Source organism: Pseudoalteromonas rhizosphaerae, from assembly GCF_902498845.1.
GTDB classification, from domain to species: Bacteria; Pseudomonadota; Gammaproteobacteria; order Enterobacterales; family Alteromonadaceae; genus Pseudoalteromonas; species Pseudoalteromonas rhizosphaerae.
Window position 1 is genome coordinate 227,615 of record NZ_CABVLM010000006.1, and the last position, 26,046, is coordinate 253,660.

20 protein-coding genes are annotated in these 26,046 nt (G+C 41.3%); 5 read left to right on the forward strand and 15 right to left on the reverse strand.

Annotation, left to right across the window (positions count from 1 at the left end; all coding sequences use genetic code 11):
* Positions 1 to 463: 463 nt before the first annotated feature.
* From PSR9079_RS24150 to PSR9079_RS23965, 4 genes are all read right to left on the reverse strand, one after another.
* Positions 464 to 589 carry a hypothetical protein gene (locus tag PSR9079_RS24150; RefSeq protein WP_281290909.1) on the reverse strand — a complete coding sequence of 42 codons (126 nt, stop codon included), beginning with the start codon at positions 587 to 589 and terminating at the stop codon, positions 464 to 466.
* A gap of 736 nt (positions 590 to 1,325) precedes the next feature.
* Positions 1,326 to 1,499 carry a hypothetical protein gene (locus PSR9079_RS23660; protein ID WP_179959176.1) on the reverse strand — a complete coding sequence of 58 codons (174 nt, stop codon included), beginning with the start codon at positions 1,497 to 1,499 and terminating at the stop codon, positions 1,326 to 1,328.
* Positions 1,500 to 1,575: 76 nt separating this feature from the next.
* Positions 1,576 to 2,112, reverse strand: coding sequence for a hypothetical protein (locus PSR9079_RS23960; protein ID WP_246175536.1), 537 nt, complete (start codon positions 2,110 to 2,112; stop codon positions 1,576 to 1,578).
* Positions 2,022 to 2,504 (reverse strand): hypothetical protein, encoded by a 483-nt coding sequence (locus PSR9079_RS23965; RefSeq protein ID WP_246175537.1) that lies wholly within the window; start codon positions 2,502 to 2,504, stop codon positions 2,022 to 2,024. Before PSR9079_RS23965 ends, PSR9079_RS23960 begins: the two co-directional genes overlap by 91 nt.
* A 375-nt stretch (positions 2,505 to 2,879) precedes the next feature.
* Between PSR9079_RS23965 and PSR9079_RS11495 the strand changes: the two genes are divergently transcribed.
* A complete protein-coding gene (locus PSR9079_RS11495; protein ID WP_149981715.1) occupies positions 2,880 to 4,025 on the forward strand; it encodes a PQQ-dependent sugar dehydrogenase in 1,146 nt (381 codons plus the stop codon).
* 71 nt (positions 4,026 to 4,096) lie between these two features.
* Here PSR9079_RS11495 and PSR9079_RS11500 read toward each other — a convergent pair whose 3' ends face one another.
* Positions 4,097 to 5,686, reverse strand: a complete 1,590-nt coding sequence (locus PSR9079_RS11500; RefSeq protein ID WP_246175538.1) for an RICIN domain-containing protein — start codon at positions 5,684 to 5,686, stop codon at positions 4,097 to 4,099.
* 405 nt (positions 5,687 to 6,091) lie between these two features.
* On the opposite strand from PSR9079_RS11500, the gene PSR9079_RS11505 reads away from it, so the two are divergent.
* Positions 6,092 to 6,541 carry a carboxymuconolactone decarboxylase family protein gene (locus tag PSR9079_RS11505; protein ID WP_149981719.1) on the forward strand — a complete coding sequence of 150 codons (450 nt, stop codon included), beginning with the start codon at positions 6,092 to 6,094 and terminating at the stop codon, positions 6,539 to 6,541.
* 117 nt (positions 6,542 to 6,658) lie between these two features.
* Complete coding sequence (locus PSR9079_RS11510) at positions 6,659 to 7,258, forward strand: helix-turn-helix domain-containing protein (protein ID WP_246175539.1); 600 nt, start codon at positions 6,659 to 6,661, stop codon at positions 7,256 to 7,258.
* A 112-nt stretch (positions 7,259 to 7,370) separates the two neighbouring features.
* Here PSR9079_RS11510 and PSR9079_RS11515 read toward each other — a convergent pair whose 3' ends face one another.
* Positions 7,371 to 8,747: a Na+/H+ antiporter NhaC family protein gene (locus PSR9079_RS11515; protein ID WP_149981727.1), complete on the reverse strand. Its 1,377-nt coding sequence runs from the start codon at positions 8,745 to 8,747 to the stop codon at positions 7,371 to 7,373.
* A 150-nt stretch (positions 8,748 to 8,897) separates the two neighbouring features.
* A complete protein-coding gene (gene pbp4b, locus PSR9079_RS11520) occupies positions 8,898 to 11,345 on the reverse strand; it encodes a penicillin binding protein PBP4B (RefSeq protein ID WP_149981730.1) in 2,448 nt (815 codons plus the stop codon).
* A 486-nt stretch (positions 11,346 to 11,831) separates the two neighbouring features.
* On the opposite strand from pbp4b, the gene PSR9079_RS11525 reads away from it, so the two are divergent.
* Entirely contained in the window at positions 11,832 to 12,677 is an 846-nt protein-coding gene (locus PSR9079_RS11525; RefSeq protein ID WP_145240869.1) for a MurR/RpiR family transcriptional regulator, read from the forward strand.
* Between the two features lie 511 nt (positions 12,678 to 13,188).
* Positions 13,189 to 16,230, forward strand: a complete 3,042-nt coding sequence (locus tag PSR9079_RS11530; RefSeq protein ID WP_149981732.1) for a TonB-dependent receptor — start codon at positions 13,189 to 13,191, stop codon at positions 16,228 to 16,230.
* 380 nt (positions 16,231 to 16,610) lie between these two features.
* Here the strand turns inward: PSR9079_RS11530 and PSR9079_RS11535 are convergent, their stop codons facing one another.
* From PSR9079_RS11535 to PSR9079_RS11570, 8 genes are all read right to left on the reverse strand, one after another.
* On the reverse strand, positions 16,611 to 17,801 hold the full coding sequence (locus PSR9079_RS11535; RefSeq protein ID WP_149981733.1) for an exo-beta-N-acetylmuramidase NamZ family protein: 1,191 nt from the start codon (positions 17,799 to 17,801) through the stop codon (positions 16,611 to 16,613).
* Positions 17,802 to 18,737, reverse strand: a complete 936-nt coding sequence (gene murQ / locus PSR9079_RS11540; protein WP_149981734.1) for an N-acetylmuramic acid 6-phosphate etherase — start codon at positions 18,735 to 18,737, stop codon at positions 17,802 to 17,804.
* Entirely contained in the window at positions 18,734 to 19,639 is a 906-nt protein-coding gene (locus PSR9079_RS11545) for a glucosamine kinase nucleotide-binding domain-containing protein (protein ID WP_149981735.1), read from the reverse strand. Before PSR9079_RS11545 ends, murQ begins: the two co-directional genes overlap by 4 nt.
* A 2-nt stretch (positions 19,640 to 19,641) precedes the next feature.
* Positions 19,642 to 21,228 (reverse strand): sodium:solute symporter, encoded by a 1,587-nt coding sequence (locus PSR9079_RS11550; protein ID WP_149981736.1) that lies wholly within the window; start codon positions 21,226 to 21,228, stop codon positions 19,642 to 19,644.
* A gap of 116 nt (positions 21,229 to 21,344) precedes the next feature.
* A complete protein-coding gene (locus PSR9079_RS11555; RefSeq protein ID WP_149981737.1) occupies positions 21,345 to 22,109 on the reverse strand; it encodes a L,D-transpeptidase family protein in 765 nt (254 codons plus the stop codon).
* Complete coding sequence (locus PSR9079_RS11560) at positions 22,106 to 23,218, reverse strand: dipeptide epimerase (protein WP_149981738.1); 1,113 nt, start codon at positions 23,216 to 23,218, stop codon at positions 22,106 to 22,108. Before PSR9079_RS11560 ends, PSR9079_RS11555 begins: the two co-directional genes overlap by 4 nt.
* Before the next feature lie 9 nt (positions 23,219 to 23,227).
* Positions 23,228 to 24,610 carry an NlpC/P60 family protein gene (locus PSR9079_RS11565; protein ID WP_149981739.1) on the reverse strand — a complete coding sequence of 461 codons (1,383 nt, stop codon included), beginning with the start codon at positions 24,608 to 24,610 and terminating at the stop codon, positions 23,228 to 23,230.
* Between the two features lie 53 nt (positions 24,611 to 24,663).
* Entirely contained in the window at positions 24,664 to 26,001 is a 1,338-nt protein-coding gene (locus tag PSR9079_RS11570; protein WP_149981740.1) for a hypothetical protein, read from the reverse strand.
* Positions 26,002 to 26,046: the final 45 nt, after the last annotated feature.

Below are 26,046 nucleotides of genomic sequence, written 5' to 3' on the forward strand. Positions count from 1 at the left end.
TCCCACCAAGAGCTGATTTATCATAGTGGAAAAAATTCACTACATCAACAATATAGATAACACAATCTGAGGAAAAGGTCCTGCATCTAGCTAAACTCAAACACCAATCTCACGTTTAACACCCTTCCCCCGTCATCACGCCCTGAAAATAAGTAATTGATGAGTAATATCGCGCATGGCAGGATTTTGTTCCCGACAAATCCTAAGTACCTACATCCATGTAGGCAATGCGCGATAAGGCGAAACTAGGCCATGGGTGAAAAGCGTAGCTTTGAACGAGAGGCCATGGATGGCCGAACTGGGGAGCGTACATGGATGTGAAAGTTGGCCTATCTTCGTCGTTTACGTTCACATCAATTATGCGTTGAAGGATTAAGCGTGATGCTCGGGGCGCCGTGGTGTTCCAAGGGGCGACCGGCGGCAGCTGCCAGCAATCTGGCAAAGAACCTTGAATAAGGTTTCTTTAAACAGTTAGCGAGTTTGAAAGCGACAAGTTAGCAAGCAATGACCAACAGTTACACGCGCCAGCAAGCTTAGCGCCTACGGTGATGAACTTATCACTGGTGTTAAACCCTTCGGCTGAAGCCATCTCCTACAACCAATATTTAAGCTCTGTGCAGCGCAGCGCCTCTGTGCTCTCGGTGGTGATATTCACTTTTTCACCCTAAAGGGCAACCTACAATTTAAACGCCCCCATTGGTTTTATCGTTGCACTTTAGCCAACCAAACCTCGCGCGCCAGCAAGCTTAGCGCCTACGGTGGTGAACTTATCACTGGTGTTAAACCCTTCGTGGCTAAAGCCATCTCCTACTTCCAATATTTAACTTCTGTGCAGCGAAGCGCCTCTGTGCCCTCGGTGGTGATATTCACTTTTTCGCCCTAAAGGACGACCTACAATTTAAACGCCCCATTGGTTTTATCGTTGCACTTTAGCCAACCAAACCACGCGCGCCAGCAAGCTTAGCGCCTACGGTGGTGAACTTATCACTGGTATTAAACCCTTCGTGGCTAAAGCCAGCTCCTACTTCCAATATTTAACCTCTGTGTAGCGAAGCCCCTCTGTGCTCTCGGTGGTGATATTCAATTTTTTCACCCTAAAGGGCGACCTACAATTTAAACGCCCCCCATTGGTTTTATCGTTGCACTTTAGCTAACCAAACCACGCGCGCCAGCAAGCTTAGCTGCTACGATAGTTAACTCTATCACTGGTGTTAAACCCTTCGTGGCTAAAGCCATCTCCTACTTCCAATATTTAACCTCTGTGTAGCGCAGCGCCTCTGTGTTCTCAGTGGTGAAAATTCACTTTTTTCGCCCTAAAGGGCGACCTAAAATATAAAGTGGCTAGGCTCTAGGAAGTGACTAGGTACTAGGATTGTTCCGTAGTTCGTCGCCCGCCGCACGAAGCCATAGCCACACGCGCCAGCAAGCTTAGCGCCTACGGTGGTTAACTTATCACTGCTGTTAAACCCTTCGTGGCTAAAGCCATCTCCTACATCCACTATTTAACCTCTGTGCAGCGCGAAGCGCCTCTGTGCTTTCGGTGGTGAAATTCACTTTTTCGCCCTAAAGGGCGGCCTACTTTTTAAACTGGTAATCTTTTATATAACGATAATCAAATTCAGTATCGTCTAACACTTGGCAGTGGTCGTTAAAATCATCGCTGAGCATGCAATAGATATCAATTTTTACTGATTGTTCTTCAATATTTTTAGCAAAGCTGGTGAGTAACTGCCTGCCTTTTTTAGCGTCCATATAACAACCAAATTCATAAATACTGTAAAGCCTTGCAAAGGTATCGCCGCCCTCTTCTGCTTGCGAGATAAGTGCGTCACCGGTTTTACTATCGAGTATTTTTCCTAGTATAAATTGAGCGCGCGGGTTGCTTTTTTGCTCTGCTAAATAACGCAGTATTAATTGCGCTTGATAGCTATCTTGCGGGTAATTACCTAAGTAGCGCCCTTGAACATCAAACTGCCTACCTGAATAGTAAGCAAAAGCATAAGTAAGTGCTTTATGCTGGCTTATTGCAGCGAGCGCTTCATCACTGGTATCAATGTGCTTATCGCGAAACTCGGCTGCGCGCGCTGCTTGCTGATTTTTTTCATTTTCCATGTACTGTACCCTTGAAAAATGAGCACCGCAATGGCAACAATATAACCAACCACAAAAGTCAGCACTAGCAACAAAGGTAAAACAACAAACCACCTGTTTTTTAACTTTTTTTGTTGTATATAATCAGGGCACGCAAAATAAGCATCAAATGCTTTATAGTCATGCATTGAGATGTTGATACGCGATAGATAGGCAGCGCTCCAGGCGCCGAGTACATAAACGCCAATCAAAATAACGGACAGCACATTGCCGCCGACCACTATTTGAAAATCCCATGCGAGTAAAACAATACACGCATGAGACACAAAACCTATTACAGAGAATAATCGTTCATAGCCACGACCATGAAATCTAACAGCTAAACCTATTAACGCGCCGCTGAGCCATAGCATAACAGCTCCTGCTGCTGGCTTTAATTCATAAATAAATACCCACAGCACTAAAATAGGTATACACCAAAAGACTGTGCCTAATGCGGCTGCCAATGCATTTTGTTTTGTTATTTTTTCTATTACATTGTTTTGAAAGTTGCTCTGAGCTGACACGGTAAATCCCTATACGATTGTAAAAATTGTTAATATATTCTATTTCTAACTTCAATACATCCCCAGTACAACGCAAAGCATAAGTAGCAACTTACTGAACCCTTCTATACTTCCTCCTATCTCATTTTTTCTGTTACTAATCGCACTTTTGTGAAAGTTAATAACAATTAAACTATTAACACGCTACTCTATTTACATCGTGTTTAAAAAATTGGAGTCATCATGAAGACGTCTTTTTACACCAGTTTAGCTATTGCTATGGTCAGTTTATCTACCTTGCAGGCGTGTGCGCAGCAAGCGGAACAAGAAATCCCTGTCGCTAAAAGCGCTGATAAGTATCAGCTTGAATTAGTTGCTCAAGGGGTAAATATTCCTTGGGGAATGGCGTGGCTTAACGGGAAAGATTTATTAGTAACAGACCGCGCTGGTGAGCTTAGGCTAATTCGTAATGGCAAACTGCTAGAACAAAAAATTGCAGGGCTGCCTAACATGCATGCGGAAGGTCAAGGCGGCTTATTAGATATCGAGCTTGATCCTAACTTTAAAGATAATGGCTGGATCTACTTTTCTTACTCAGGTTATGAAGGCGATGAAGAAGGCTACAATACATCCATTATGCGTGCGCGCTTAAAAGATATGGTACTAGTCGAATCGCAGCTGCTGTTCGACGGCACGCCAAACACCACAACCAGCAAACATTACGGCTCGCGTATTGAATTTGATAAAGACGGTTACTTGTACTTTTCGATTGGTGATCGCGGCGCGCGTGATGTTCACCCACAAAGCTTAGAGTATGATGCAGGAAAAATTCACCGCATTAATGCTGATGGCACAATCCCTAAGTCAAACCCGTTTGTTAATCAGCCAAACGCACGTAAGAGTATATACTCTTATGGCCACAGAAACCCACAAGGCATGGCTATGCATCCAGAAACGGGGGCAATTTGGAGTCATGAACACGGTCCTCGCGGTGGTGATGAAATCAATATTATTAAAGCGGGTGCTAACTACGGCTGGCCAGAAGTAACTCATGGCATCAATTACATTGGTACCAAAATTACTGATGAAACAAGCCGCGAAGGTATGCAACAACCCGATTGGGTGTGGGTGCCGTCTATCGCCCCTTCTGGGATGGAGTTTGTTACAAGCAGCAAATACCCGCAGTGGCAAGGTCATGTGCTTGTTGGCGCTATGAAGTTTGCACACTTAGTATTGGTTGAACTTGATGGTAATAAAGTAACGGGTCACAGCAAGCTATTTGAAGGTGCTGGCCGCGTGCGCAGTATTGCAACCCACCCTAATGGCGATTTATATCTGGGTATTGATGGTATGGGAATTTACCGTATCGTGCCTAATAGTAAAATCTAACGATTAATACACGCAATGTGATGAAGCCCTCTAATTGAGGGCTTTTTGCATTTTTAGATGGTTTGGATGTATTACTGCGGCCCTGTACCGCCGTCAACTTGACTGCCTAAGCTATTGGCATTGTCTAAACTGTATGGGTATAACTGAATATCGTTAAAGATGTTAGCGCCATTGTCGCGATACTGATCAGTTGCTGATACGCCAGTATACACATTTCCTGACGCGCTAAAGTAGCCTGAGCCTTGGTTCCAATGTGGTTTTGCACTGTTTTCAAAGTAATTGTTTTCAACTAATACTTCAGCGCCATTACCTGCGCTAATTGCAAAATAAGTAATATTTTTCCAATAGTTATTAAACATGTGTACACGTGAATTATAACCATCTACTTTAGGGTTGCGCCCTGCTGCAGTGTCCCAAAAGTTATGATGCGCTGTGACTTGTGAGTTTTTGAATAAATGAGTGTACCAATGTTGGTTAGCACACACTTGCGTATTATAACCATAAAAGCGGTTCCAGCTTAAAGTGACATTTTGGCTATTGCCAATATCAATATAACCGTCACTAATTTTATTAAACGCCATATGATCAATCCAGATGTGGCTACTGTCATCAACAGAAATAGCATCCCCCGCTTCAACTAATGCAGGGTTAATATCTTCAAGTAAAATATTACGTATGATGATATTTCGATCATTACTGATCACTAAGCTTGCGCCGATAATTTTTGAGTTTTTCCCCAATCCTTCAAGGGTTTTATTTGAGCGAACACGAAGACGAGAGTCATTACGTGTAACGTTAACCGTGTTGTTGGAGCTGCTACCTAATTCACTACAACTTTGGTTACCAACCGGTAAGCGATACCAGGTTTTACCGTAATCGCCCCATGTGCCACAATCGAGTGGACATGCTGCAACAGTTCGGTTTGCCGTATGGCAGTTAATCGTTGTATTGTCAGGAACTTGAATAACCGCTGTTGATGTTGAGTTTAATGCGGCTGTTAAAGCACTGCAGCTAGTAACAATCGTCGGTGATACATTACCGCCACCTGTGGTGGTCGCCAGACCATCGCTGCCTGGTTGTGCTGCAAAACCAATTAAACCAGCTGTTGTTTGGCCGCCACCACTACTGCTACCACAACTACCTGAAACAGGGTTAATATACCAGCGCTGTGAACTGCCACCCGCATCATCATTTTGATACACATTGGCACCGTTTTGCGAACCCGCCACAGTTAATGACTTTTGCGTAAGTTTATTAACAATATTAAAGCCTCCCGATGAAGACAACTTCAGCTGCCAACGTTGATTGTCACCTTGCCAATCGTCATACACCACAATATTAGCGCCATTAGACTGTGACGAGTTGAGTACATCAAGTACTTGGTTATTATGTTGCGAACGAATAGTCCAGTAACCATCACTGCCTTTAGTAAAAGCAAACTTCTGGTTTGTCCCCCCCCAATATTGATAGCTAATTACATCCGGTGCGCCACTAGTATCAGACGTATTTACATCTAATGCCAAGCTAGAGCCACGGTTAATTACAGAGTAAACCTCACCTGAGGTGGGCATAGTTGTACAATTTTCTGCCAATGTAGCAAAGCTACAAGTAGATAACAGAAGTAAAAACAAAGTCTTTTTCCGTTGTATCAGTGTTGTCATAACGCTCATTCTTTTGCTCCAATTTATGCCATTCCTTGAATGGTGTTGTGTAAAATGCAAATCCTGCACTTAGGTACAAACAGTTAATAATTATCGTTTGCGCACTTATATTAGGATCATTTATATTACAAATAAAGCTAATTGTTAAATAAAAGTAAACTACAGTCATTATCGACTGTGAGATTTTTAAAGCTTAATAGCTAAATTAGTATTGAAATTCGCTAATTTTAGGGTGTAAATTAATATATCAGCGACTTATACCGTTTTATTATTGTGTAATAGTATGACAAGTCTTTAGCGAGGTACGACTACACTAGAAACAAATCAAAAAGTCGTTTTTTTACAATTCTTTTTATTTATCCGTCAATAAACTAGCTAATAGTTATTTATCGATTTGGAACTATTATGAAAAGAGCGAATTACGTTAATATCGAACCCGAGTTAATGACCTACTTGATTGCTCAAGAAGCACTGATCAAACAGAAAGTCGAGGCTACCTTTGGAGTGACAATTTGGGAGCTGCTAAAACTAAGAGCGTCACAGTTAAACCAATGCGCATATTGTTTAGCCATGCATAGCAAACAAGCACTGGAGTATGGCGAGAGCATTAACCGCATTATTGCCCTCAATGCGTGGCAAGACACGCCACTTTATAACGATAAAGAACGTGCTGCATTAGCGCTTTGCGAGAAGTTGACTTTGTCACAGAACATTGATGATGACTTTTACCAAACACTTTCAGCATTATTTGATCAACCAAGTTTAGTTACCCTCACCGTAGCAATTAATGCTATAAATAGCTGGAATCGTATGGTGAAAATGTTTAAACCGACAGTCGAGTTTAATGAACGATAAACTATTTACAGCCCAACGGGCGATATCGCTGATTATGTACAAGCAGTTTGGTTTGCAAGCGCCCAATCTTCAGGGGAGAGTTGGCTCCCCTGCGATGGCGCAAAAGGCGTTATATTTTTGCTATCTGGGCGTCTTAATTTAGCTGGAAAACCATTAAATTCCCCCTATTTCATGCAAACCATATCAACACAGTCAGAAAAAGTAACGTTTACTGCTGGCTCCGTCTTTTGTGGGATCCGGTTTAAACCCGCTGGACTTGCCCATTTACAAAAGGTAAATCATTCGCTTGTGGCGCCTGCAACCTTAACAGGTTTAGCACAGGCACTTGACCAATATGCTAACTTAGATTCGTTTATTGATTTGTTGTCGGCGCACCTCAATACACCAAAAATACACCATCAGGCTATTGAGCACACACAAAAACTGATCCATAAAATAATCAATCTTACCCCACTAAGTACTGCTTACGAGCACACTCCTAAAGGTAAGCGGCAATTAGAGTGCTACGTTAAAAACACCTGTGGCATCACTGCCAAACACCTAGCACGTATTTACAGAGTCAGGCAAGCCAGACAACTTATAAAAGCAAACCCACAGCTAAGCTTGGCACAACTCGCCCTTGAGTGCGGGTTTTCCGATCAATCTCACCTAAACAATGAGTTCAACGCTATTTTACAAATACCCCCTGCCAAATATAAAAAGTTAATCCAGCAATAAAAAAGCCTGCAAAATTCCAGGCTTTCTCGTTAACTTTACTCTCGCTAACTTTACTCTCGCTAGCTTTACTCTCGCTAACTTTACTCTCGCTAGCTTTACTCTCGCTAACTCTTTACAACACAATAATGCTCGTAACTAGGTAAGCTACAAACGTTAAGCCACCCGCGAATAATGCATACGGCATTTGCGTTTTAACGTGAGTAAGCAAGTCACAGCCGGAGGCAATAGCTGACACCGCACTGGTATCTGATATTGGCGAGCAATGATCGCCAAATACGCCGCCACCTAAAATTGCCGCAATCACTAATGACGGTGGTAGGCCGAGCGCTTGAATTAATGGCACACCAATCGGGATAAGTATTGCAAATGTACCCCATGAGGTGCCTGTTGTGAAAGAGATCACCGCACCGGTTACAAACAACACTGGTACGACTAAGTAAATAGGTAAGTAATCACCCACTAAGCCCGCAACAAAAGTGCCAGTACCTAAATCTTTTAAACTGGCGCCGAGAGTCAATGATAGTAATACGATCGCGACTAACGGTAATAACTCACCCATGCCTTTAAAGCCAATATCAACCAGTTTATGGTGAGTAAATTGACGAGAGCTTATCATTAATAAGTAGGCGACAACGCAAGCTAAAATAGTTGCATACAATACCGACTTAGAGCCACTGCCGCTGGCAATATCACCATTACCTGACCAATACATAAAGCCGACCATACTACCAATTAATGTAATTAGTGGTACTAACATGTAACGTGCTTTAGTCCCTTTGACTTCTTCTTGCAGCTCAGTTTTTTGATATTCCACTTGCTCTTCAGCCTTTTTAAGCGGGCCGTGCACTTTATCAAACGAGATAGTATAAAACACAATGAGTAAGGTGATGATGGCGTAAAAGTTATAACCTATGCTGCCCCATAACACCGAGACTGCCGACTCTGACAGTTCATAATTACCAAGCAAGCCAAGTATGTATGCCCCCCAGCCATTAAGTAAAATCAAAATACACACAGGTGCACTGGTACTATCAATAATGTACGCTAAGCGAGCACGGCTCATTTTAAATTTATCGAATAAACCCCGCGATAAAATACCCGCAGTCAGTACACTTAAGTTAGATTCTATAAATACCGCAATGCCTGAAAACATGGTTAAATAACCCACTTGGCGTTTACTCTTTGCCACACCTTTGTTCATCAACACATTTACTGTTGCAGCCACACCGCCCGATTCGCGTATGTAAGCAAGTAATGCACCGATTAAGATACTAAAAATTAGGATACGACTATTACCTGGCGAACTTGCTACGCTCACCACGCGCTCTATGGTATTTATAAATGTATTAAAAAGTGTATTACCGTTACCTTGCAAGGCCAGCAAAAACTCTGAAGAAGCAACAGCAACGAGTAGCGCCATAATGACTTCTTTGCGCCAAAATACGATCAAAATCGCAATTAGTGGCGGTAAAATTGAATACCAAGACATACTGTAACCTTTTTTGTGGTGAGTCTATGACTCACTCTAATTATTATCAGGCCTTTGTTATAAAGGCTGGAACAAACTCATTAGCTTAATCTGTTCGTCAATAAACACAACTTAAATCGATTAGCGATAAGCTGAACACTGCCATTTAGATCAATGCTTATTTAATATCGCTTCATAAATTAGCGAAACAATTGAGCCATATTTACCGGTTTCAAACTTTCTCCCCATAAATTCATAATCTGTTTCATTCCCTTCAATCGGGGTATGGCGAGCATTGGTAAGCAAAATTATCGCCAAGTCATAAGCGGGATCAATCACAGTAACCGTGCCCGTCCAGCCAGTGTGACCATACGCTTGTGGGCTCGCGTACGGGCCAAAATGCCATTGTAAAGCACCGTTACCGGCACGACGCCAACCTAAACCATAACTTTCATCGCTGGCTTGCGGGGCAATGAATTGCTCTAATACTTGCGGGGTAAATATTTGCTTATCACCATAGCCACCGCGATTCAGCAATAACTGCGCAAGCACAGCTAAGTCTTGACCTGTACTAAAAAGTCCTGCGTGACCTGCGACCCCACCTAAGGAATAAAATGCTTTTTCGTCATGTACTTGTCCTTGTAAAACGTCGGTACGAACATTATCAAAGCTGATCCGTCCGTCACGAGTGTTTCCCATTAACTCAGTGGCAGCTATTTGGTTTTTTATAAAGCCCTTTTGCAATGGATTATAAACGGTGTGGGTTAAACCAAGCGGTTGATAAATTTGCCCTTCAACATAATTATCCAGCGACTGCCCGGAAAGTCGCTCCACTAATACACCGAGTAACATGTAATCAATATCTGAATATAAATGTTTAACGCTACGACCCGCAACAAATGGCACGCCTGTCAGTAATAAGTTTTTAGTACGTAAGCTATTTTGTGAAAAGAATCGCTCACCAAACTTATTATCTTTACGATGAAAATCAACTACCGCTGGATAACCTGCACTGTGGGTCAGTAAATCTTTGACTAACCGCTGCTCACGGCCCGCCCCACGAAACTCAGGTAAGTAATAAAATAGCGGTTTTTCTACATCAACTTTACCTTCACTGGCTAATTTCATTAACGCTAAATTTGTGGCAAACATTTTTGAATTAGAGGCAATATCAAATAATGTATCGCTTTTCATCTGCTGTGGCTGCTCTAATAATGAGCCATCAGCAAGGTATTTTTTAGCATCTCCATAGTGGCTTAATTTAATTAACTTACCATCTTTGATCACTGCCAGTACGGCACCGGGAAATCCTGCCGCGACTTCTTCGTTGATCAATTTATCCACGTTATTAAACTGCACTGACTTTACGGGCTTAGTTACTAAAGTTGGGTAAGAAAAACGTAATGTTAAATTAGCCCCTTCAGGCTGCACATTTTCAACCTTGAACGTATTTGTGCCGTTGTGAGTCCGTTTAGATAAGCTGTATTTGTAGCTATTATTTGCCATAAGTGGCTGAGGAATATTTATTTTTTCACCATTGATAAAAATATCCGCGCTCGTTGCGGTGTTATTTTCAATGATAATTTCGCCTCGGCCTTTATAAGCTTTAAATGTACCACGGTCATTAACCAGTGCCCGAGAACTTGGATTAGGATTTGGTACCTGCAGCACAACCTGCGCATTTGCTAAAGGCTTAATAATCGGTTCTGGGGCAAGTTGCTGTTGTTGATATTGCAACATTAACTTAGCTGCTTTTTTCGGAAAGTACTTCTGCATCAAAGCAAACAATACCGCAGCGCTGCGCGCATCTGCATTACCGCTTACATGCCAAGGTAAAAAGTGCATTTGAAAGGCACTTAATGTATCAAGGGTTTGTGGATCAAGTTGATTAGTCACGTGTACATCATAACCATAACCACGTAACGCTTTTTGCATTAAACTAATGGATGGTTTAACTAAACTAAATTGCTGCCAATATTTATCAACCGTGTCACTGTCATACCATGCACCAATACCAGCTTGGTACAATTGATACCATGGAAAGCGCGGACCTGGATCGTTTTTTCGTGTAGGCGCTATATCAGAGTGGCCTACAACTTGAGTTGGGCCAATATCAGGGTTACGGGCTAAAATACCTTTACTGAGCTCAATCAATAACGCTATTTGTTTAGGGTCAAAATCGGGGAAAATACACAGTTTTGAGGCGTCATTTTCCATTTGCTCATCAGGTTTAACTTCGGGATAGTGACAGCTTGGTACGTTAACAATTTCGATACCAATTGATTGATCATTTAAATCTTCACGGCCTTGCCAAAAGCTTGTCCCGGCATGCCACGCCCTATCATGTTCATCAACTAGTTGAATTACTTTTAATTCATCCTCAGGGTAGCTAGGATCATTTAACTCTGGTAATAAATAATGAGCACTTAAACCACCTTCATCGACTAAAGCACGCATCGATTTTTCATAATCAATAGCGGTGTAATGCATGACTAAAAACTTAACACGATGACTGTAATTGGCAGATTGTGTAAACTCGTAAGGTGTTGAAGCGCAACTAGTCAAAAGTGCGGCAGTTGTAACTAAACAAAGTTTTTTAAACCAAGATAAAAACGTCATAGCCTTCTCATTGCTGATCAAAGTAAATAAGCGCAATCCCAAAACCACGATTAGCGGTATGTGCTTTTAGTAAACAATACATTAAATAAACCCAGTTCTCATATTGTTATTATAGTTTGGACAACTCGATTTGAGTTGTATAAACCAAACCCTATCACAGTAAAATGATTTGTAAATAATTTATTTCAACAAGTAAATTAAATAAAGATATTTTATCCCACCATAAAAACAATGCCCAAGCGACTAGCAAATAAATCTGTTAGTTCGTGCTATTGGTGTTGTAAAATTAGATAATTAAAACTATATTATTCCAATTATTCTTAAACAATATTCCAAAACTTAATTGCGGCTATTGGGAATAATTTATTTTTTGTATGCCTAGGAACAAGAGTAAAAACTAAGATGGTTACATTTGAACCTAGAATAAGTACAAATTTATTTCGATTAATGCTATAAATACGCCAAATATAAAAATAAGCGGGTAGTATGTCTACATTTGTAAAAATTAAAGCCTTACGTCAGTCCCTATCGAGCAGCGAAGCTAAGCTAGCCGACTTCACATTGAACTCAGCTAATGCTATTCGTAATCTTTCGTCTGTAGAGCTGGCTAAAGTTGTCGGCGTGAGCCAGTCAAGCGTTGTAAAATTTTCGCAAAAACTGGGCTACAAAGGCTTTCCAGCATTTAAGCTGGCTGTCATTGATGCACTCAATGATGAAACATCAGAACCAAAACTGCATGGTAAAATCACCTTAAGTGATTCACTAGAGCAAATAGCAGAAAAGCTACTCAGTAGTAAACTTGCTGTGCTTACTGAAACAAAAAACCTCAATGAAGCGCTAGCCATTGAACAAGCTGTTAGCTTGTTAAAATCAGCTAAACGAATTTTAATTTGTGGTTTAGGGGGCTCTGCCCTGGTGGCTAAAGACTTCTCTTATAAGCTGCAAAAGTTAGGTATGCCAGCAATAGCTGAACCTGATGGTCATGCGCAGCTCGCCTATGTATCAACCTTTGCAAAAGGCGACTTAGTTATTGCGATCAGTGAATCGGGTGTCACCAGAGAAATCGCTGAAGTGGTAAAGCAGGCTAAGAAGAACGACAGTTACGTGATCTCTGTCACTAAATTTGGTAGTAATCCTGTTGCTGATCAAGCCAATGTTAGGCTTTACTCTGTGGCAGAAGAAGAGTCAGTCCGTTTATCATCGATACTTGCCCGTACTGCGCAAGACTTTGTTATTGATATTCTATTTATCGCTTTAACGCAATCGAGTCGTCAAGGTCGTAAATTACTAGAGCATTCAAATGACGTTGTTGGTGAATTTAGAAATCACTAACCAACGACATCCTAAAGAATTAAGGCCACTATTGTGGCCTTTCTTATGATAAAAACCACTTTAACAACAGCCGTGCAATAATAACCTATCTCTCGTTTGCTAATTTATAAATTATTTCTTTATTCCATGCAAACCAAAATTTTTTAGTTCATAAACAATAATTATTATTGTAACTCCAACAGTATTGTTCCAACTCAATAAAAAATCCTCCTTCTTTAGAATGAAAAATACAAAAACATGTCATTTCAATATATTAAATATGATTAACTGCGCTAAAAATCGCGAAAAAACTCCCCCAGCCTTACGCTTATATTGACAAAAAATATAACGAAACCAGTTTTTATATATTTTATTTATAGATACAACACAAATAAGGAAGAGTTTATTCTTGACCATTAATAGCAACGCATGTTTAATGGAATAGCAACAATTGATCAAAGTTTATAACTCTGTTTGGGGAATCAACAAAGTTCAGAGCTATAAGTTAATTATAATAAGGACGGGGAAAACAATGAAAAAACAGGTACCAACCTTCACTATAAGCTCGTTAGCGCAGGCCACACATCGCGCTCTGCGAGTGCCAAAAACTGCAATAACCACCGCTATAATAGCTGCCTCGCTAGCAAGTGCTCCTGCATTCGCGAATTTAAACGGTAGCATTAAAGGTAAGGTAAAAACCGAGCAAGCAAACCAACCACTAGCGGGTATTACTATTACTGCACGTAGTAACGTCATGCCAAAAGCGCGTACGGTGGTAACCCGTGAAGATGGCAGTTATGATCTCCCGCAACTAAAACCAGGCACTTATGAGCTGACCTTTGAAGACAGCAGCGGCGTTACACAAACAATAACTGTTGATGTACTGCTAGAGCAAACCTCAAGTGCTAATGTTGTTCTTGGCGGTAAAAAAGATAATGTTGAAGTAATTACTGTGACAGGCAGTAAACTATTTCGCCAAGGTAAATCAGCACTCACAAACTCATTAGGTGAAGACGGAATTAATAATGTCCCTGTAGGTCAAGATTACCGAGACCTTTTAAAGCTTGTCCCTGGTATAGAACTTTCGGCAAATTCAACGTTGGGCCCATCAGCTGGTGGATCAGGTGTTGATAACTCATATGGCTTTGATGGTGTTAATGTGTCATTGCCGATGTATGGAAACTTAGCTTCAGAGCCATCAACACACGATGTTGCCTTTGTTACTATGGACAGAGGTGGTGCAAAAGCGGTTGGCTTTAATCGTTCTGGTGGCTTTTCAATTGACACAGTATCAAAATCTGGTACGGATGAGTTTCACGGTAATATAGAATACAAAATACAACCAAAAACCTTTGTTGCAACGCCAGTAGGTGCAGAGAGCTTTGAACTTGATAAAAGTTGGTTAACCGCAAGTTTAAGCGGTCCACTGATTGAAGATACATTATATTTTTATACCTCTTATTACCGTCCTGAAGCGACCAAAGCAAACAAAAACACAGCCTATGGCGAAGTAAAAGATTATGAGAGTATCCGCGAAGAATACTTTGGTAAATTAACCTGGGCACCAACTGATGATATTTTGATAAATATCTCACAACGTACCTCAGATAAAGAAGTTAAAGGTGATTCGATTGATGCTTACGAGATGGACACTGTATCTGTCGGTAGTAAAGCTGATCAGGATATCTTTACTTTAGATGGTTCATGGATTTTAGGATCAGCAACCACACTTTCGTTCCAATATAGTAAGTTTGAATTAGAAACAGCCTCACAACCTGATACACCATTGAGTGTAATCCCTTCTTTATCAAGCCAACTTGGTATTGATGACTTAGCTCAAATGGGTTATTTCTCTGTCCCAAGCTTAAGAAGTTATGACCCAGATGAAGGATTTAGCGAAGCACAAATCGCCGCATATAATGCTGGCGCAAATGCATTAATTAATACCTATGGCTATCTTGAAGACGCAGTGATGAAAGGCGGTGGCGGTGTTGGTGCATACGCAACTTATGATAATCAAAACTTCTACAGAGATTCTTTTGAAATAAACTTAGAGCATGAATTTGATTGGGCCGATACTTATCATATACTCCATTTTGGTGCTAAATGGGAAGAAGGCGAAGAACAACTAACGCGCCTATCTAATGGTTGGGGACGTATTTCTTATTTAGGTGGTTTAGTCGATGCAGATGCAGACACCGAAGGTTTTGACCCCGCTGATGCCGTTTACCGAGCCCATGTACAACAGATGAGTTTAGCAACAGAAGGCGGCAATACTGTTTCAGGGATAAACTCTAAAACTCGCAGTTTAAACTTTGAAATAAACGACACGATTGAACATGGAGACTGGACTTATAACTTAGGTCTATTAATAAGCCAAGACACTTGGTATGGTCAAGGCTTAAAAGCTAAATCAGGTACTATTTCCGGTTATGAAGTTGCCCCCGGTCACAAGTACCAAATGTACCAAACCGACTGGAAAGATATGCTACAACCTCGTTTAGGTGCAACATGGACTTATTCTGATGAGGATTCCGTATTTGCAAACTTAGCGATTTATAATCCTGAAGCAAGTTCATTATCTCGCGCAGCATCATGGGACCGAAACACTCGTGCCGAAATTGAGTTATTACTCGATGAAGCCGGTAATATTTTATCCTCTTCACCTAGAAAAGGTTCGTCTGGTAAAGTATTCCAAGATGATATGAAACCACGTCGTATTAACGAATTTACTATCGGAACCACTAAGTATGTTGGTTCTGACTTAGTATTACGTGCCCATGTTCGTCACCGTAAAGGCATGCACTTTTGGGAGGATATGCCAAACAATGCGCGCCTAACTGATTACTCAGGTGTTGATGCCGAAGGTGTACCACAACACATTGCAGATAAAGGCTTATATGTAGCTAACTTAGCTGATATTCGTGACGAAATTGGTGGTTCGTCTTATGTAATTGCAGAGGTTGATGGCGGCGAAACCAAATACTGGGAAGCGAGTATTGAAGCCGAATACTTGGGTGAGAATAGCTACGTAAACGCTTCATATGTATGGAGTCACTACTATGGCAACTTTGACCAAGATAACACCACAACAAGCAATGATGCGAATAACTTTATTGGTTCATCTTACTATGGTGATGGCCGTGGTCGTTATTCATGGGATAACCGTTATGGCACACTCTCAGGTGATAAACCTCACCTGTTAAAAGTATACGGTTACTATACTCTTCCTTGGGAAGCTAACTTAGGGGCGTACTTCGTATTCCAATCAGGTAAAGCATGGGAAGCATGGGATGGAACAACATATGGCTACCCTACAAGCCATATTAGCCGCTATGCAGAGTCTGCTGGTAGTCGTCGCACTGCTAGCCATTGGCAACTTGACTTAAACTATACGCAAGACTTTAAGTTCTCTGGTGATATGGAACTACAATTTCGTGCTGATCTCTTCAACGTATTTAATCGTCAAACAGGTTATAACAAAAACCCGTATGTACTTGAAGAGAAATTTGGTGAATCGCGTAGCTACTACAATCCACGTAGCTTGCAGTTATCAGTTAACTTTAAGTTTTAATCTTATGGATTAAAGTAAGCGCTTAATGGGCGCTTATTTCCCCATCCATGGTAAGGCCACAATTGTGGCCTTTTTTAATGCCCTTTTTAATGACTAATAACTCAAATCATCCCAATACAAAACAAATACCTTATTTGCTTTTATCCCACCTTTGGCAAAGTTAAAATGCAGGTCGCGGTTTATCCCAACATGTAGGCAAAGGTTTAACGTTATTGTCGCGAGGTAAACTCGCTGCTACAAATACCCCCACTAATTGTAGTGGTTCATTTATGGAGACTATTTTTACTGTTTTGAGATTGACGCTAAAACAAGACAACATTAATTGAAAACTAAAAACGCAGCCTAAGCTGCGTTTGAAAGGTTTATAAATGAAAATAGTCTTATTGATATAACAAATATGCTGCGCGTTGCTGTTTAAAGCGAGCTAGATCTTGTTGCCAGCTTTGTTTGATTTGCTGCTCTGTTTGGCCGGCTTCGATAGCTAAACGCAGCTTATCAGTGCCTGCAAGTTTATCCATAAAGCCTGCACGTTCAAAAAACGTTTGCTCGTTTTGCGTTAAAGTTTTGTAGGCTGTAATAAATAAACTTAAATCTAGTCCTTTGATTGTACTGTCTCGTAAATCAAGACCTTGCACCTCAATCCCTTTAAATTTAGGATTCATTGATGCCCCCTCTATAGCGCGCGGAGTGAAACTAAACTCCCCTAACGCAATCGGTGAATAACCTATCACTTGAAATGGAAAATCTGTACCACGGCCAATTGTAATTGGTGTTGCTTCAAAAAAGCATAATGATGGATACAACGCAATTGACTGATCATTTGGTAAATTAGGGCTTGGCTGAACAGGTAAACTATACGTCATATCGCGGCGATAATGCGCCACAGGCACAACCGTCAAGTTTAGTGACGAAGCTTTATTTATCCACCCTTCCCCTTTGATCATTTTTGCCAGCTCACCCACTGTCATACCATGTAATACAGGAATTTCATGCATGCCAACGAAAGACTGAAATTTTAAATCTAAAACTGGCCCATCAACATAAGCAATATTCGGGTTTGGCCTATCAAGTACAATAAAATCAATGTTATTCTCAGCAGCAGCTTCCATCATGTAATGCATTGAGCTGATATAAGTGTAAAAACGCACACCAACATCTTGAATATCAAAAATAATCACGTCTAATTCGCTTAATACAGTGGTATCTGGCTTTTTATTACTGCCGTAAATAGACACCACATCAATACCGGTCTTTGTATCCACCGTACTTTTTACATGCGCGCCGGCATCGTGGTCGCCACGAAAACCATGTTCAGGGGCAAATATTTTAGTAACATTCACGCCTTTATCACGCAGTAAGTCGACTATATGGGTGTCATTAACTTGTGAAGTTTGATTAACGACTAAGCCAACTCGTTTGCCCTCAAGTTGTGGTAGGTACTGCTGATATTGTAAAGCGCCAACACTTAAATTTACTTGCGGTGTATCAGTTAAGATTGCATCGTCAGTGCTGTTGTGGGCGCATGCGCTCAAAATTAGGCATTGTAATATAACCAATAATCTAATTAACATTTATAGTTCCACCGCTTTTCGTAAAAAACCATCCGCTTGGGTTAACATTTGCTCAGCTTGGGCGGCATCTTTGCCTGTTAAGATGATTAAAATAGCCAATTTAGCACTTTGTTTTGCTTGGGCAAGCGCATCGACTCCTTGCTGATGAGTGCAATCGGTTGCTTGCATTACGATGCGGATCGCACGAGCATGCAGCTTTTCATTGCTGGCATTCACATCAACCATCAAGTTTTTATAGACTTTACCGGTGCGGATCATACTGGCTGTGCTGAGCATATTTAATACTAACTTTTGTGCAGTACCCGATTTCATACGTGTTGAACCAGTTACCGCTTCAGCGCCAACTACCGGGCAAATGCCAATATCAGGTAGTTTCATTACCGCGGAGTTAGGATTACAGGTTACTCCAACGGTGGTACATCCTATTGATTTTGCATACTCAATGGCTGCTCGCACATAAGGTGTACGGCCACTAGCGGCAATCCCTACCACGACATCTTTAGCCTGTAGATTAACGGCTTTAAGATCTTCTACGCCTAATTTTAAGCTATCTTCGGCACCTTCAACTGCTTTTTTAAAAGCCGTTTCGCCACCAGCAATTATTCCCATTACTTGTTGATCGCTGACACTGTAAGTTGGCGCGCATTCCACAGCATCTAAAATACCTAAGCGACCACTGGTGCCTGCACCAATATAAATTAAACGACCGCCTTGCTTAAATGCCGTTACAATATGATCGACCGCTTTGGCTATCTCTGGGATCACTAACTTTACAGCAGCGGCAACTTTTTGATCTTCCAAATTTATTTTGGTTAAAATTTCGCGACTATCGAGTAAATCTATATCCAAAGTATCTAAGTTTTGTCCTTCTGACACAATCCCGTTCAGCTCTTCTAAAAGTGCACGCTGCTGATTAAAATTAGACTCAGGGCTCATTGTGTAATCCTTGTGTATTCAATTTGTTTAATGCGGTCGCTGGCTAAAATCACCGCACCGGATAACGAATCCCCTTGACGGGGAGATAAATTCAGTTGTGTATTTTCATTTAATAATGCAATGGTTACGTCCGCTAAACCGCCAATAATTATGACTGGTAACTGGCTCTGACCACGACATTTTTCAATCAATCTCTCGACTTGTCGAACATGCTCACTGAGCACCGTATCGGCTATTATACACTGTGTTTTTAAACTAAAGATTAAAGGGCTAAAACGCGCATAATCTAACGCTTTGGCCTTCATTAACCAACTTGATATTTGTTCTCGCTCACGGCCAACTTGTTCACTCAGCTGTTGCGTTAGCAGGCTTTTAGGTTGCTCAAAGCGGTCTATTTCATCTAACAAGAATTGCACAGCACTTAACCCTAAGCGCGCACCACCGCCAAAATCATCAACCGAAAAACCCCAGCCGCCAATTAATTTTGTTTCTCCATCAGCGGATAATCTTGCTGCTACAGCGCCCGTTCCTAACGCTAACATTGCAACTGGCTGACCTAGATTTGCACCATATAATGAGGTGATTGCATCACTTACAATACTCAATTGCGCAAATTTAATATCACAGTCTAGCTGTAAGCTTGCAGTTACTCGCTCAGCCAACACTTTAGACGAGCCGCCCGCAAGTCCCATTACCGCCAAAATTTGGCTATGCTTAGCGCCACTTTGTGCACATACGCTAGTGATCACTTGCTGTAAACTAGTAAGCGCCGTATTAAAATCGTTATAAACTGAGGCTGCACCAGCCTGCGCAGTAAATTCTTCAGCGCTATGTAAATTCACTAATTTCGCCAGCGTTTTGGTACCCCCGCCATCAATAGCCAGTATATAGTCAATGTTCATGCCTATTGGGCTCCTACAGCTGACTGGCCGCGCTGGGCAAGTTGAGGTTTACCTAAACAACACACTAAAGTCGACAACGCAGTACCAATACATAACTGCCAAGTAAAGCCTAAATAGAAGCGATCTGCTGCCGGCAATAACCAATCAATCATGTATGGTTGCATGAATAAAGTGATCATAAAGCCGACAATTAACGCCGCCAATACTGAGCCTTCACTGCCACGTTTAGTAAATAGTGTTGTAAAATACACGCCCAGTAAACCACTGTACGAAAACACCATGACACTCAGCGCAAACTTAAGAAGCGGCATATCACTGTATTGCTGCCAGAAATAACAAACTATGGCCATTAATGCTAATGATAGGCTCACAACCGCCATGCCAATACGCCCAGCTTTAACAAAATGGTTATCGGCAACTTGCTTATTTTTAGCTGCTAAATAAGGTCGATATAAATCTTGTACAATGACCGACGACATCGAACTTAAACCGGAGTTTAATGTTGAAATGGCCGCGGCAATGATACCGACGCTAACTAAACCTTTAACACCAGCAGGGGCCTCATTAAGTACGTAGTACATAAAAATAGTGATTTTTTCACCATTAAATTCTTGTACGACTTGCGCACCGTCACTGTTCATTAATGCTGGCTGCTGATAAACGATATAAAGTAATAAACCAATAAAGATAAATACCAACATCACGGGAATAACCATCACGATAGAAAGTAGTAATGCTTTACTGCCTTCTTTATCACTCTTACACGTCAGTAGGCGCTGTGTCATATCTTGATCAAGACCAAAGGCGGCAATGTTAAGTAATACAAAGCCGGTTAATACCGACGCCATATTGAACACCCCACTTGGACCAAAATCTAAATCAAATTTGAAAATCGCCAGCTTTGAATCAGCACCGGGGGTTGGCTCATTTAAGGTTGCTAAAATAGTTGAAAAATCAGCGGGGATCAGTACCAACAAACACCAGATAACGGCAATCGCAGCACTGACATATACGACACTTTGCAGCACATCAGAATAAATTACACTGCGAATACCACCAAATACGGTATACAACAAACCCGCAAGTGCTAATAGCAAAGTCGCTATAATCACACTTTCTGCGGCTATATTACCGTATAAAATCATCGCTACTGCAATCGCGGCCATATATAGACGTGCGCCACTGGCGAACACTCGGCCAAATAAATACATTAAGCCGCTGCGGCGTTTAGCTTTTGGCCCTATGCGCTTTTCAAGCAGTTCATAAACGGTGTACACTTTTTGTTGATAAAACTTAGGGATCAGAAAAATAGAAACAATAAATGCAGCTATGAATGCGCCAATGTTCGTCGCTAAATACGATAAATCACCTTGATAACCCTGATCAGGTCCACCAATAAAAGTGGCAGCAGACTGTGAAGTAGCTAATACCGAAATAGCCACCATCCAGGTCGGCATACTATTACCGCCTAAAAAGAAGTCTTTACTTGAGTTGGCGCGCTTACGGTTAAACCACCAACCACTGAGTAATAAAATTGCTCCGTAGCTTGCGAATACGAGCCAATCAAGCAAGGTGTATTGTGCACTCATTTATTATCCCAATTTCAAACCAATCAATGGAATATATTATTCCATTAAATTAATAAAAAGAAAACAATTTTATTATTTACTTTGTAAAGCCACGTGATCGCGTGGCTGTACACGTATTATTTAATCGCTGGTAACTTCCAAAGCAATTGTTTTTGTTGATATTGTGAGCTTGGTAAGCTCACTAACAATGGTTTTTTCTGTTCATCTAACCAAGCTAACAAGGTATCCATATTCTGCTCAGTCATTGCAGTACAACCGGCAGTTGGTTTATTTTCTGCGCGCCATAAATGCATAAAGATACAACTGCCTGCACCATCAACATTTTGACTATTGTGCTTAACCACTAAGCCTTTTTTGTAAAGGTTATCTTGACTGTAAATATCACGGCGCATCCACTCTGACGAGTCTTTGACAGCAGCCTCTCCTACCACTGACTTATTAACTAGCTGGTTATAAAATGGCGAACCTTTGACATCAACGCAATAGTCGTCAGCAGTCATGCCTTGGTAGGTCATATTGGTTTTTAATGAATCTAAATAACCAAACGCGGTGCCGAGTTCAAAAATACCAGCGGGAGCTTTACCATCGCCTTCTTGTTTTTGTTCGCCCGCTTGAGCTGGGTGTAAACCAATACCCCACGCAAGACCGGTGCGCCCAAGTACCACACTGTGACCTTGGCCTTGTTGTTGCCATTGTCCTGCAACACGCTCAAATCGATACAATTGTGCGGCAATGGCTTGCCAATCATCTGCAACCACCACCACTAACTGTTGGCTTTGCTGTGGGATAATTGCAGCACTTGCAGCTGCTGATGTACTTGCACTATTTGCACAGCCGCTGAGGGCTGCTGTGGTGATTAATGTTATTATTATTTTTTTCATAACGGCCAAATTCCATCGTTTATCGGTTGTAATGTGTCGATACTTTTAATCCCCAAGCCAGGACCATCACTTAACGTGATCGCTGGGCCATTAAATTCCACACCGCCTTGCACCGGATCATATTGGCCAAGCGCTGGACCGTCTAAGTCTATTTTACTGATCTGCTGGGCTTTTGCAGACGCTAAATGCGCAGCACCTGCAACGGCAATACTGCCTTCTAACATGCAACCGATCATACAATCAGCTTGATACTGTGCAGTAATATTGGCAATTTCAATAGCACGACTTAAGCCACCCGTTTTCATGACTTTGATATTGATAATATCAACAGCATTTTGCTCTAATAATTGAATTACTTGCTTGGGCGAAAAGGCACTTTCGTCAGCCATGATCGGCGTATTTACCCGCTCAGTAATATACTTTAAACCTTTAAAATCATCACTTTTCACTGGCTGTTCAACAAGTTCTAATTCAACATTGTGGCTTTCTAATTGCCGTAAAGCAAACACCGTTTGTTTAGCATTCCAGCCCTGATTTACATCCAAACGAATTTGCGTTTGCTGGCCAAAACCTTGATAAATCGCCTTCACTCGTTCGATATCTTGCTGTAAATCATTGCCAATTTTTACTTTTAAAATATCAAAACCTTGCGCTACAGCCACAGCACAATCACTGAGCATTTTATCAATATTATCAACGCTAATAGTGATATCAGTTCGTAATGTTTGACTACCACCGCCGAGCAATTTATACAGCGGCGCTTGATATAATTTACCCCACAAGTCATACACAGCCAGCTCGAGTGCGGCTTTAGCGCTGTAATTTGCCACCACACTTGATTGGATCACTTGGCAAATTTGATTGAGGTTTTCGATTTCCATACCAATTAGTTTTGGCGCTATAAATTGTTTAATAACGCTAAGGATACTTTGGTGAGTATCGCCGGTTATTACTGGCGTAGACGCCGCAGCACCATAGCCAATTTCGCCTTTATCGGTTTCAATTAACACCACTAAGTCTTCAATATAGCTCACTTCACGCAGCGCTGTTTTGAACGGCGTAACTAATGGCACTTTAAGTTTGGCAAAACGTATCGCCGTAATCTTCATTTTTAACTCCTAGCGAATACGCTTAATATTATAAGTACGGTCTAAATAGCTCTGAGTTTGCGATAAACGCAGTGGCAATAAAGGCGTTACCGATACCCCATTAAGTGAACTTGAATAAAAACTACCATCAGCCTTGTTATAACCCAACCCTTTAACATCATGGATCACATACGGTTGACCGTCTTGTTCACCTAAGTACATCATTACATGGCCTGGTATATAAATTAAATCGCCCACTTGCATGTTATTAACTACCGCTAATTTATCGCTTTCATTGCTGGTTTTATCAAAACGGTGATTAGTACCATACTCCCCCTTCCCCTGCTGACCTGAATTACGCGGCATTAATAGACCAAATGATTTATATATTTCGCCAACAAAACCAGTGCAGTCACGGCCATTATAGTCGTGTCCCCAACCGTAGCGTTCGCCTAAAAATTTAAACCCTTGTTTTATCAAATGCTGTTTGGTGTAAGGTAAATACCCTAAATGCACATCACTGCTGCGACTGATCAAGGCAGGCTTAATAACTAACTGACCTTGTTCCCCGCGGGTTGGCAGTTGCACAACATAATTAGCGTAGGTGTTTTGGCCATTTAATAAATGAGGGGTTTTTTCTGCAGGCATTAGAGGCAGACGAACGCCCATGTCCAATTGCACTTGCGATGTAGTGGCATCATTAGGCACGTAAGCAGTATTTACTTTTGCGCCAGTTATCAATAAAAAGTCATCGTTATTTTTAAATTCACGAAGTGTGCTTTTATTCGATATCGCAATATCAGCTTTGGGCGCCCATGCTAGATAGTTATAAGCGCGCACAAGTAACCATTTCTTATCAGCACTTTCATGCAAAATAGCCACTGTATCACCGGGGAACAATCCGCTTTCTTGAAAACGGTCTAAGTCATTATCTAAGCCACTATTTAATACTCGGTCCGACGTTGGAAAAGTACGCAGGACTGAGCGCTTTACCACCATGGCATAACTAACTTGATTATTATCTGCCACAGCGTCTAAATTCAAGTTGGCTAAATATTTTGCAAAATGCTTATTACTTAATGCCACGCCATTAGGGTAAAAACGCGGGCTTTTTGGTACCGCACTAATACTGAGTATATATGCCTTTAACTGCTCACGAGTTAGCTGAGAGGCAAAATCGAGTGGATCGACAATATGTTCATTGTCAGCAATCAGTTGTTTATTAAATGCCGCGATTTGCGCTGCACTCATCAGAGTTTTATCTGTCACTTGGCTTAACCAGTGCTGCGGGGTTAATTGAGATTGAGTGACCCCAATGACATCTGATTGCCACGTGTTAGCCGCCGCAATGACGGGTGCCATGGTAATAATACTTGCTAATGAAATACTCAGGGCGATAAATGTATGTCGCATTCGTGGGTTCCCTATTATCAATTTGCTTGGTAAGTCGTGCTGTGTGCTACTTATTATTGCTTTTGCGGTATCAGTAACTGTTTAAATGCATGCGTAAAATTAGCCTGCATTTTTAAGCCAACCACGGCTAAATTTTTTTCACTTGCACCTGGCACACTATTTTGTGCCGCTAAGGTAAATTCGCGTCCACCTTGAATAAACGGTAAGTAAACATGAGCCAACATGACAGTTTCTGTGGTTGAGCGTGTTTCGCTTGGACCCCAACCTATTTTTTGCCAAACTCGCCATTGCCCCTGCGTTAACTCGTCTAAAATTTGTTTTGCTGGGCGAGTATCGTCTGGTGCAAGCGCTTGCGCTAAAGAGTCAGTGATCATTTGACTGAGCCCTTGCATCATACCACCCACTTTAGCGGTTTTATCCGTATTGCCGGTGCCATTAAATAGTACATCAATGTCTTGTGCTTGTAGTAAAGGCTGCTGAGTTAAGGGCTCTCGAGTGTGGCTTGCTAAACGTTTTAACCACTCAGCTTGAGCCAAAGTTGTCATGGCTTTATTACCGGTTAAACCACAGCCATCACACCGGTAGTCTAAATAAGCAGGATCATCGGTATTAACAGTAAAATAAGCGATATTGCTAGCAATAACATCACTATCAGTACTTTGCCAACGAATCGTGCTAGGAGTAAAAATCTCTGTAGCATAAGCACCTTTAAACATAATGCGAGAATCATTAAGCTTTAGCCAATTATCTGCAAATAAATTACTTAAATAATCACGCCCAGCAACATTAATAAAGTAGCTCGCTATTGCATTAGAGTTTCCATCAGCGCTGCCAAAATGCTCGTAGCTATTAATACTAGTGATCAAATCAGCAACATTGCTATCACCTATTAGCGCATGTGCACCAAGCTCTGGGTTTATTTGCCGTACTTTTGCAATTGCACCGCTAAAAGCTTGAATTTTAGATGAACTCCATGGCTCATATAAATCATTCTGGGTACCATTTGCTAAATAACGATACGCTAGTTGGTTACCTTGCTGTTGGTAATCAATTACTAACAACTTACCCTGCGATGTCGGAATATCAAAATAGTGCCAATCTGCTGCCACGCGTTGCTGCCACCCTAACTGACTGTAATTAACCTGCGCCGCCGTTTTATAGTGCGATTGCGCAACACGATTAGCAACTAAATGCGCCTGCATAGGAATATTTGTTAAATCAGCCGGTAAGACAGGCGCAGCCAACATCACCTGTTGATAGAACGTCTCATGTTGCTCTTGTAACGATGCAACAGTCTCTTGCTGTGGCTGACTCTGACAGCCAAAAAGCCCAGTTACTAAGCTCACACTGAAAACATTCAGCCCCGCTTTTTTCAGTTTCATTACAATCAAAATTAAATTCCTTATGATTTTTATTTTTGGAATATTTTATTGAAA

Coding starts and splice junctions, on each gene's coding strand:
- PSR9079_RS23960 (WP_246175536.1), bottom strand. CDS start 2,112: ATGGAAAATGAAAAAAATCAGCAAGCAGCGCGCGCAGCCGAGTTTCGC.
- PSR9079_RS11545 (WP_149981735.1), bottom strand. CDS start 19,639: ATGAACATTGACTATATACTGGCTATTGATGGCGGGGGTACCAAAACG.
- PSR9079_RS23965 (WP_246175537.1), bottom strand. CDS start 2,504: ATGCTATGGCTCAGCGGCGCGTTAATAGGTTTAGCTGTTAGATTTCAT.
- PSR9079_RS11530 (WP_149981732.1), top strand. CDS start 13,189: ATGAAAAAACAGGTACCAACCTTCACTATAAGCTCGTTAGCGCAGGCC.
- PSR9079_RS11535 (WP_149981733.1), bottom strand. CDS start 17,801: ATGTTAATTAGATTATTGGTTATATTACAATGCCTAATTTTGAGCGCA.
- pbp4b (WP_149981730.1), bottom strand. CDS start 11,345: ATGACGTTTTTATCTTGGTTTAAAAAACTTTGTTTAGTTACAACTGCC.
- PSR9079_RS11500 (WP_246175538.1), bottom strand. CDS start 5,686: ATGACAACACTGATACAACGGAAAAAGACTTTGTTTTTACTTCTGTTA.
- PSR9079_RS11550 (WP_149981736.1), bottom strand. CDS start 21,228: ATGAGTGCACAATACACCTTGCTTGATTGGCTCGTATTCGCAAGCTAC.
- PSR9079_RS11560 (WP_149981738.1), bottom strand. CDS start 23,218: ATGAAGATTACGGCGATACGTTTTGCCAAACTTAAAGTGCCATTAGTT.
- PSR9079_RS11515 (WP_149981727.1), bottom strand. CDS start 8,747: ATGTCTTGGTATTCAATTTTACCGCCACTAATTGCGATTTTGATCGTA.
- PSR9079_RS11505 (WP_149981719.1), top strand. CDS start 6,092: ATGAAAAGAGCGAATTACGTTAATATCGAACCCGAGTTAATGACCTAC.
- murQ (WP_149981734.1), bottom strand. CDS start 18,737: ATGAGCCCTGAGTCTAATTTTAATCAGCAGCGTGCACTTTTAGAAGAG.
- PSR9079_RS11565 (WP_149981739.1), bottom strand. CDS start 24,610: ATGCGACATACATTTATCGCCCTGAGTATTTCATTAGCAAGTATTATT.
- PSR9079_RS11495 (WP_149981715.1), top strand. CDS start 2,880: ATGAAGACGTCTTTTTACACCAGTTTAGCTATTGCTATGGTCAGTTTA.
- PSR9079_RS11555 (WP_149981737.1), bottom strand. CDS start 22,109: ATGAAAAAAATAATAATAACATTAATCACCACAGCAGCCCTCAGCGGC.
- PSR9079_RS24150 (WP_281290909.1), bottom strand. CDS start 589: ATGGCTTCAGCCGAAGGGTTTAACACCAGTGATAAGTTCATCACCGTA.
- PSR9079_RS11525 (WP_145240869.1), top strand. CDS start 11,832: ATGTCTACATTTGTAAAAATTAAAGCCTTACGTCAGTCCCTATCGAGC.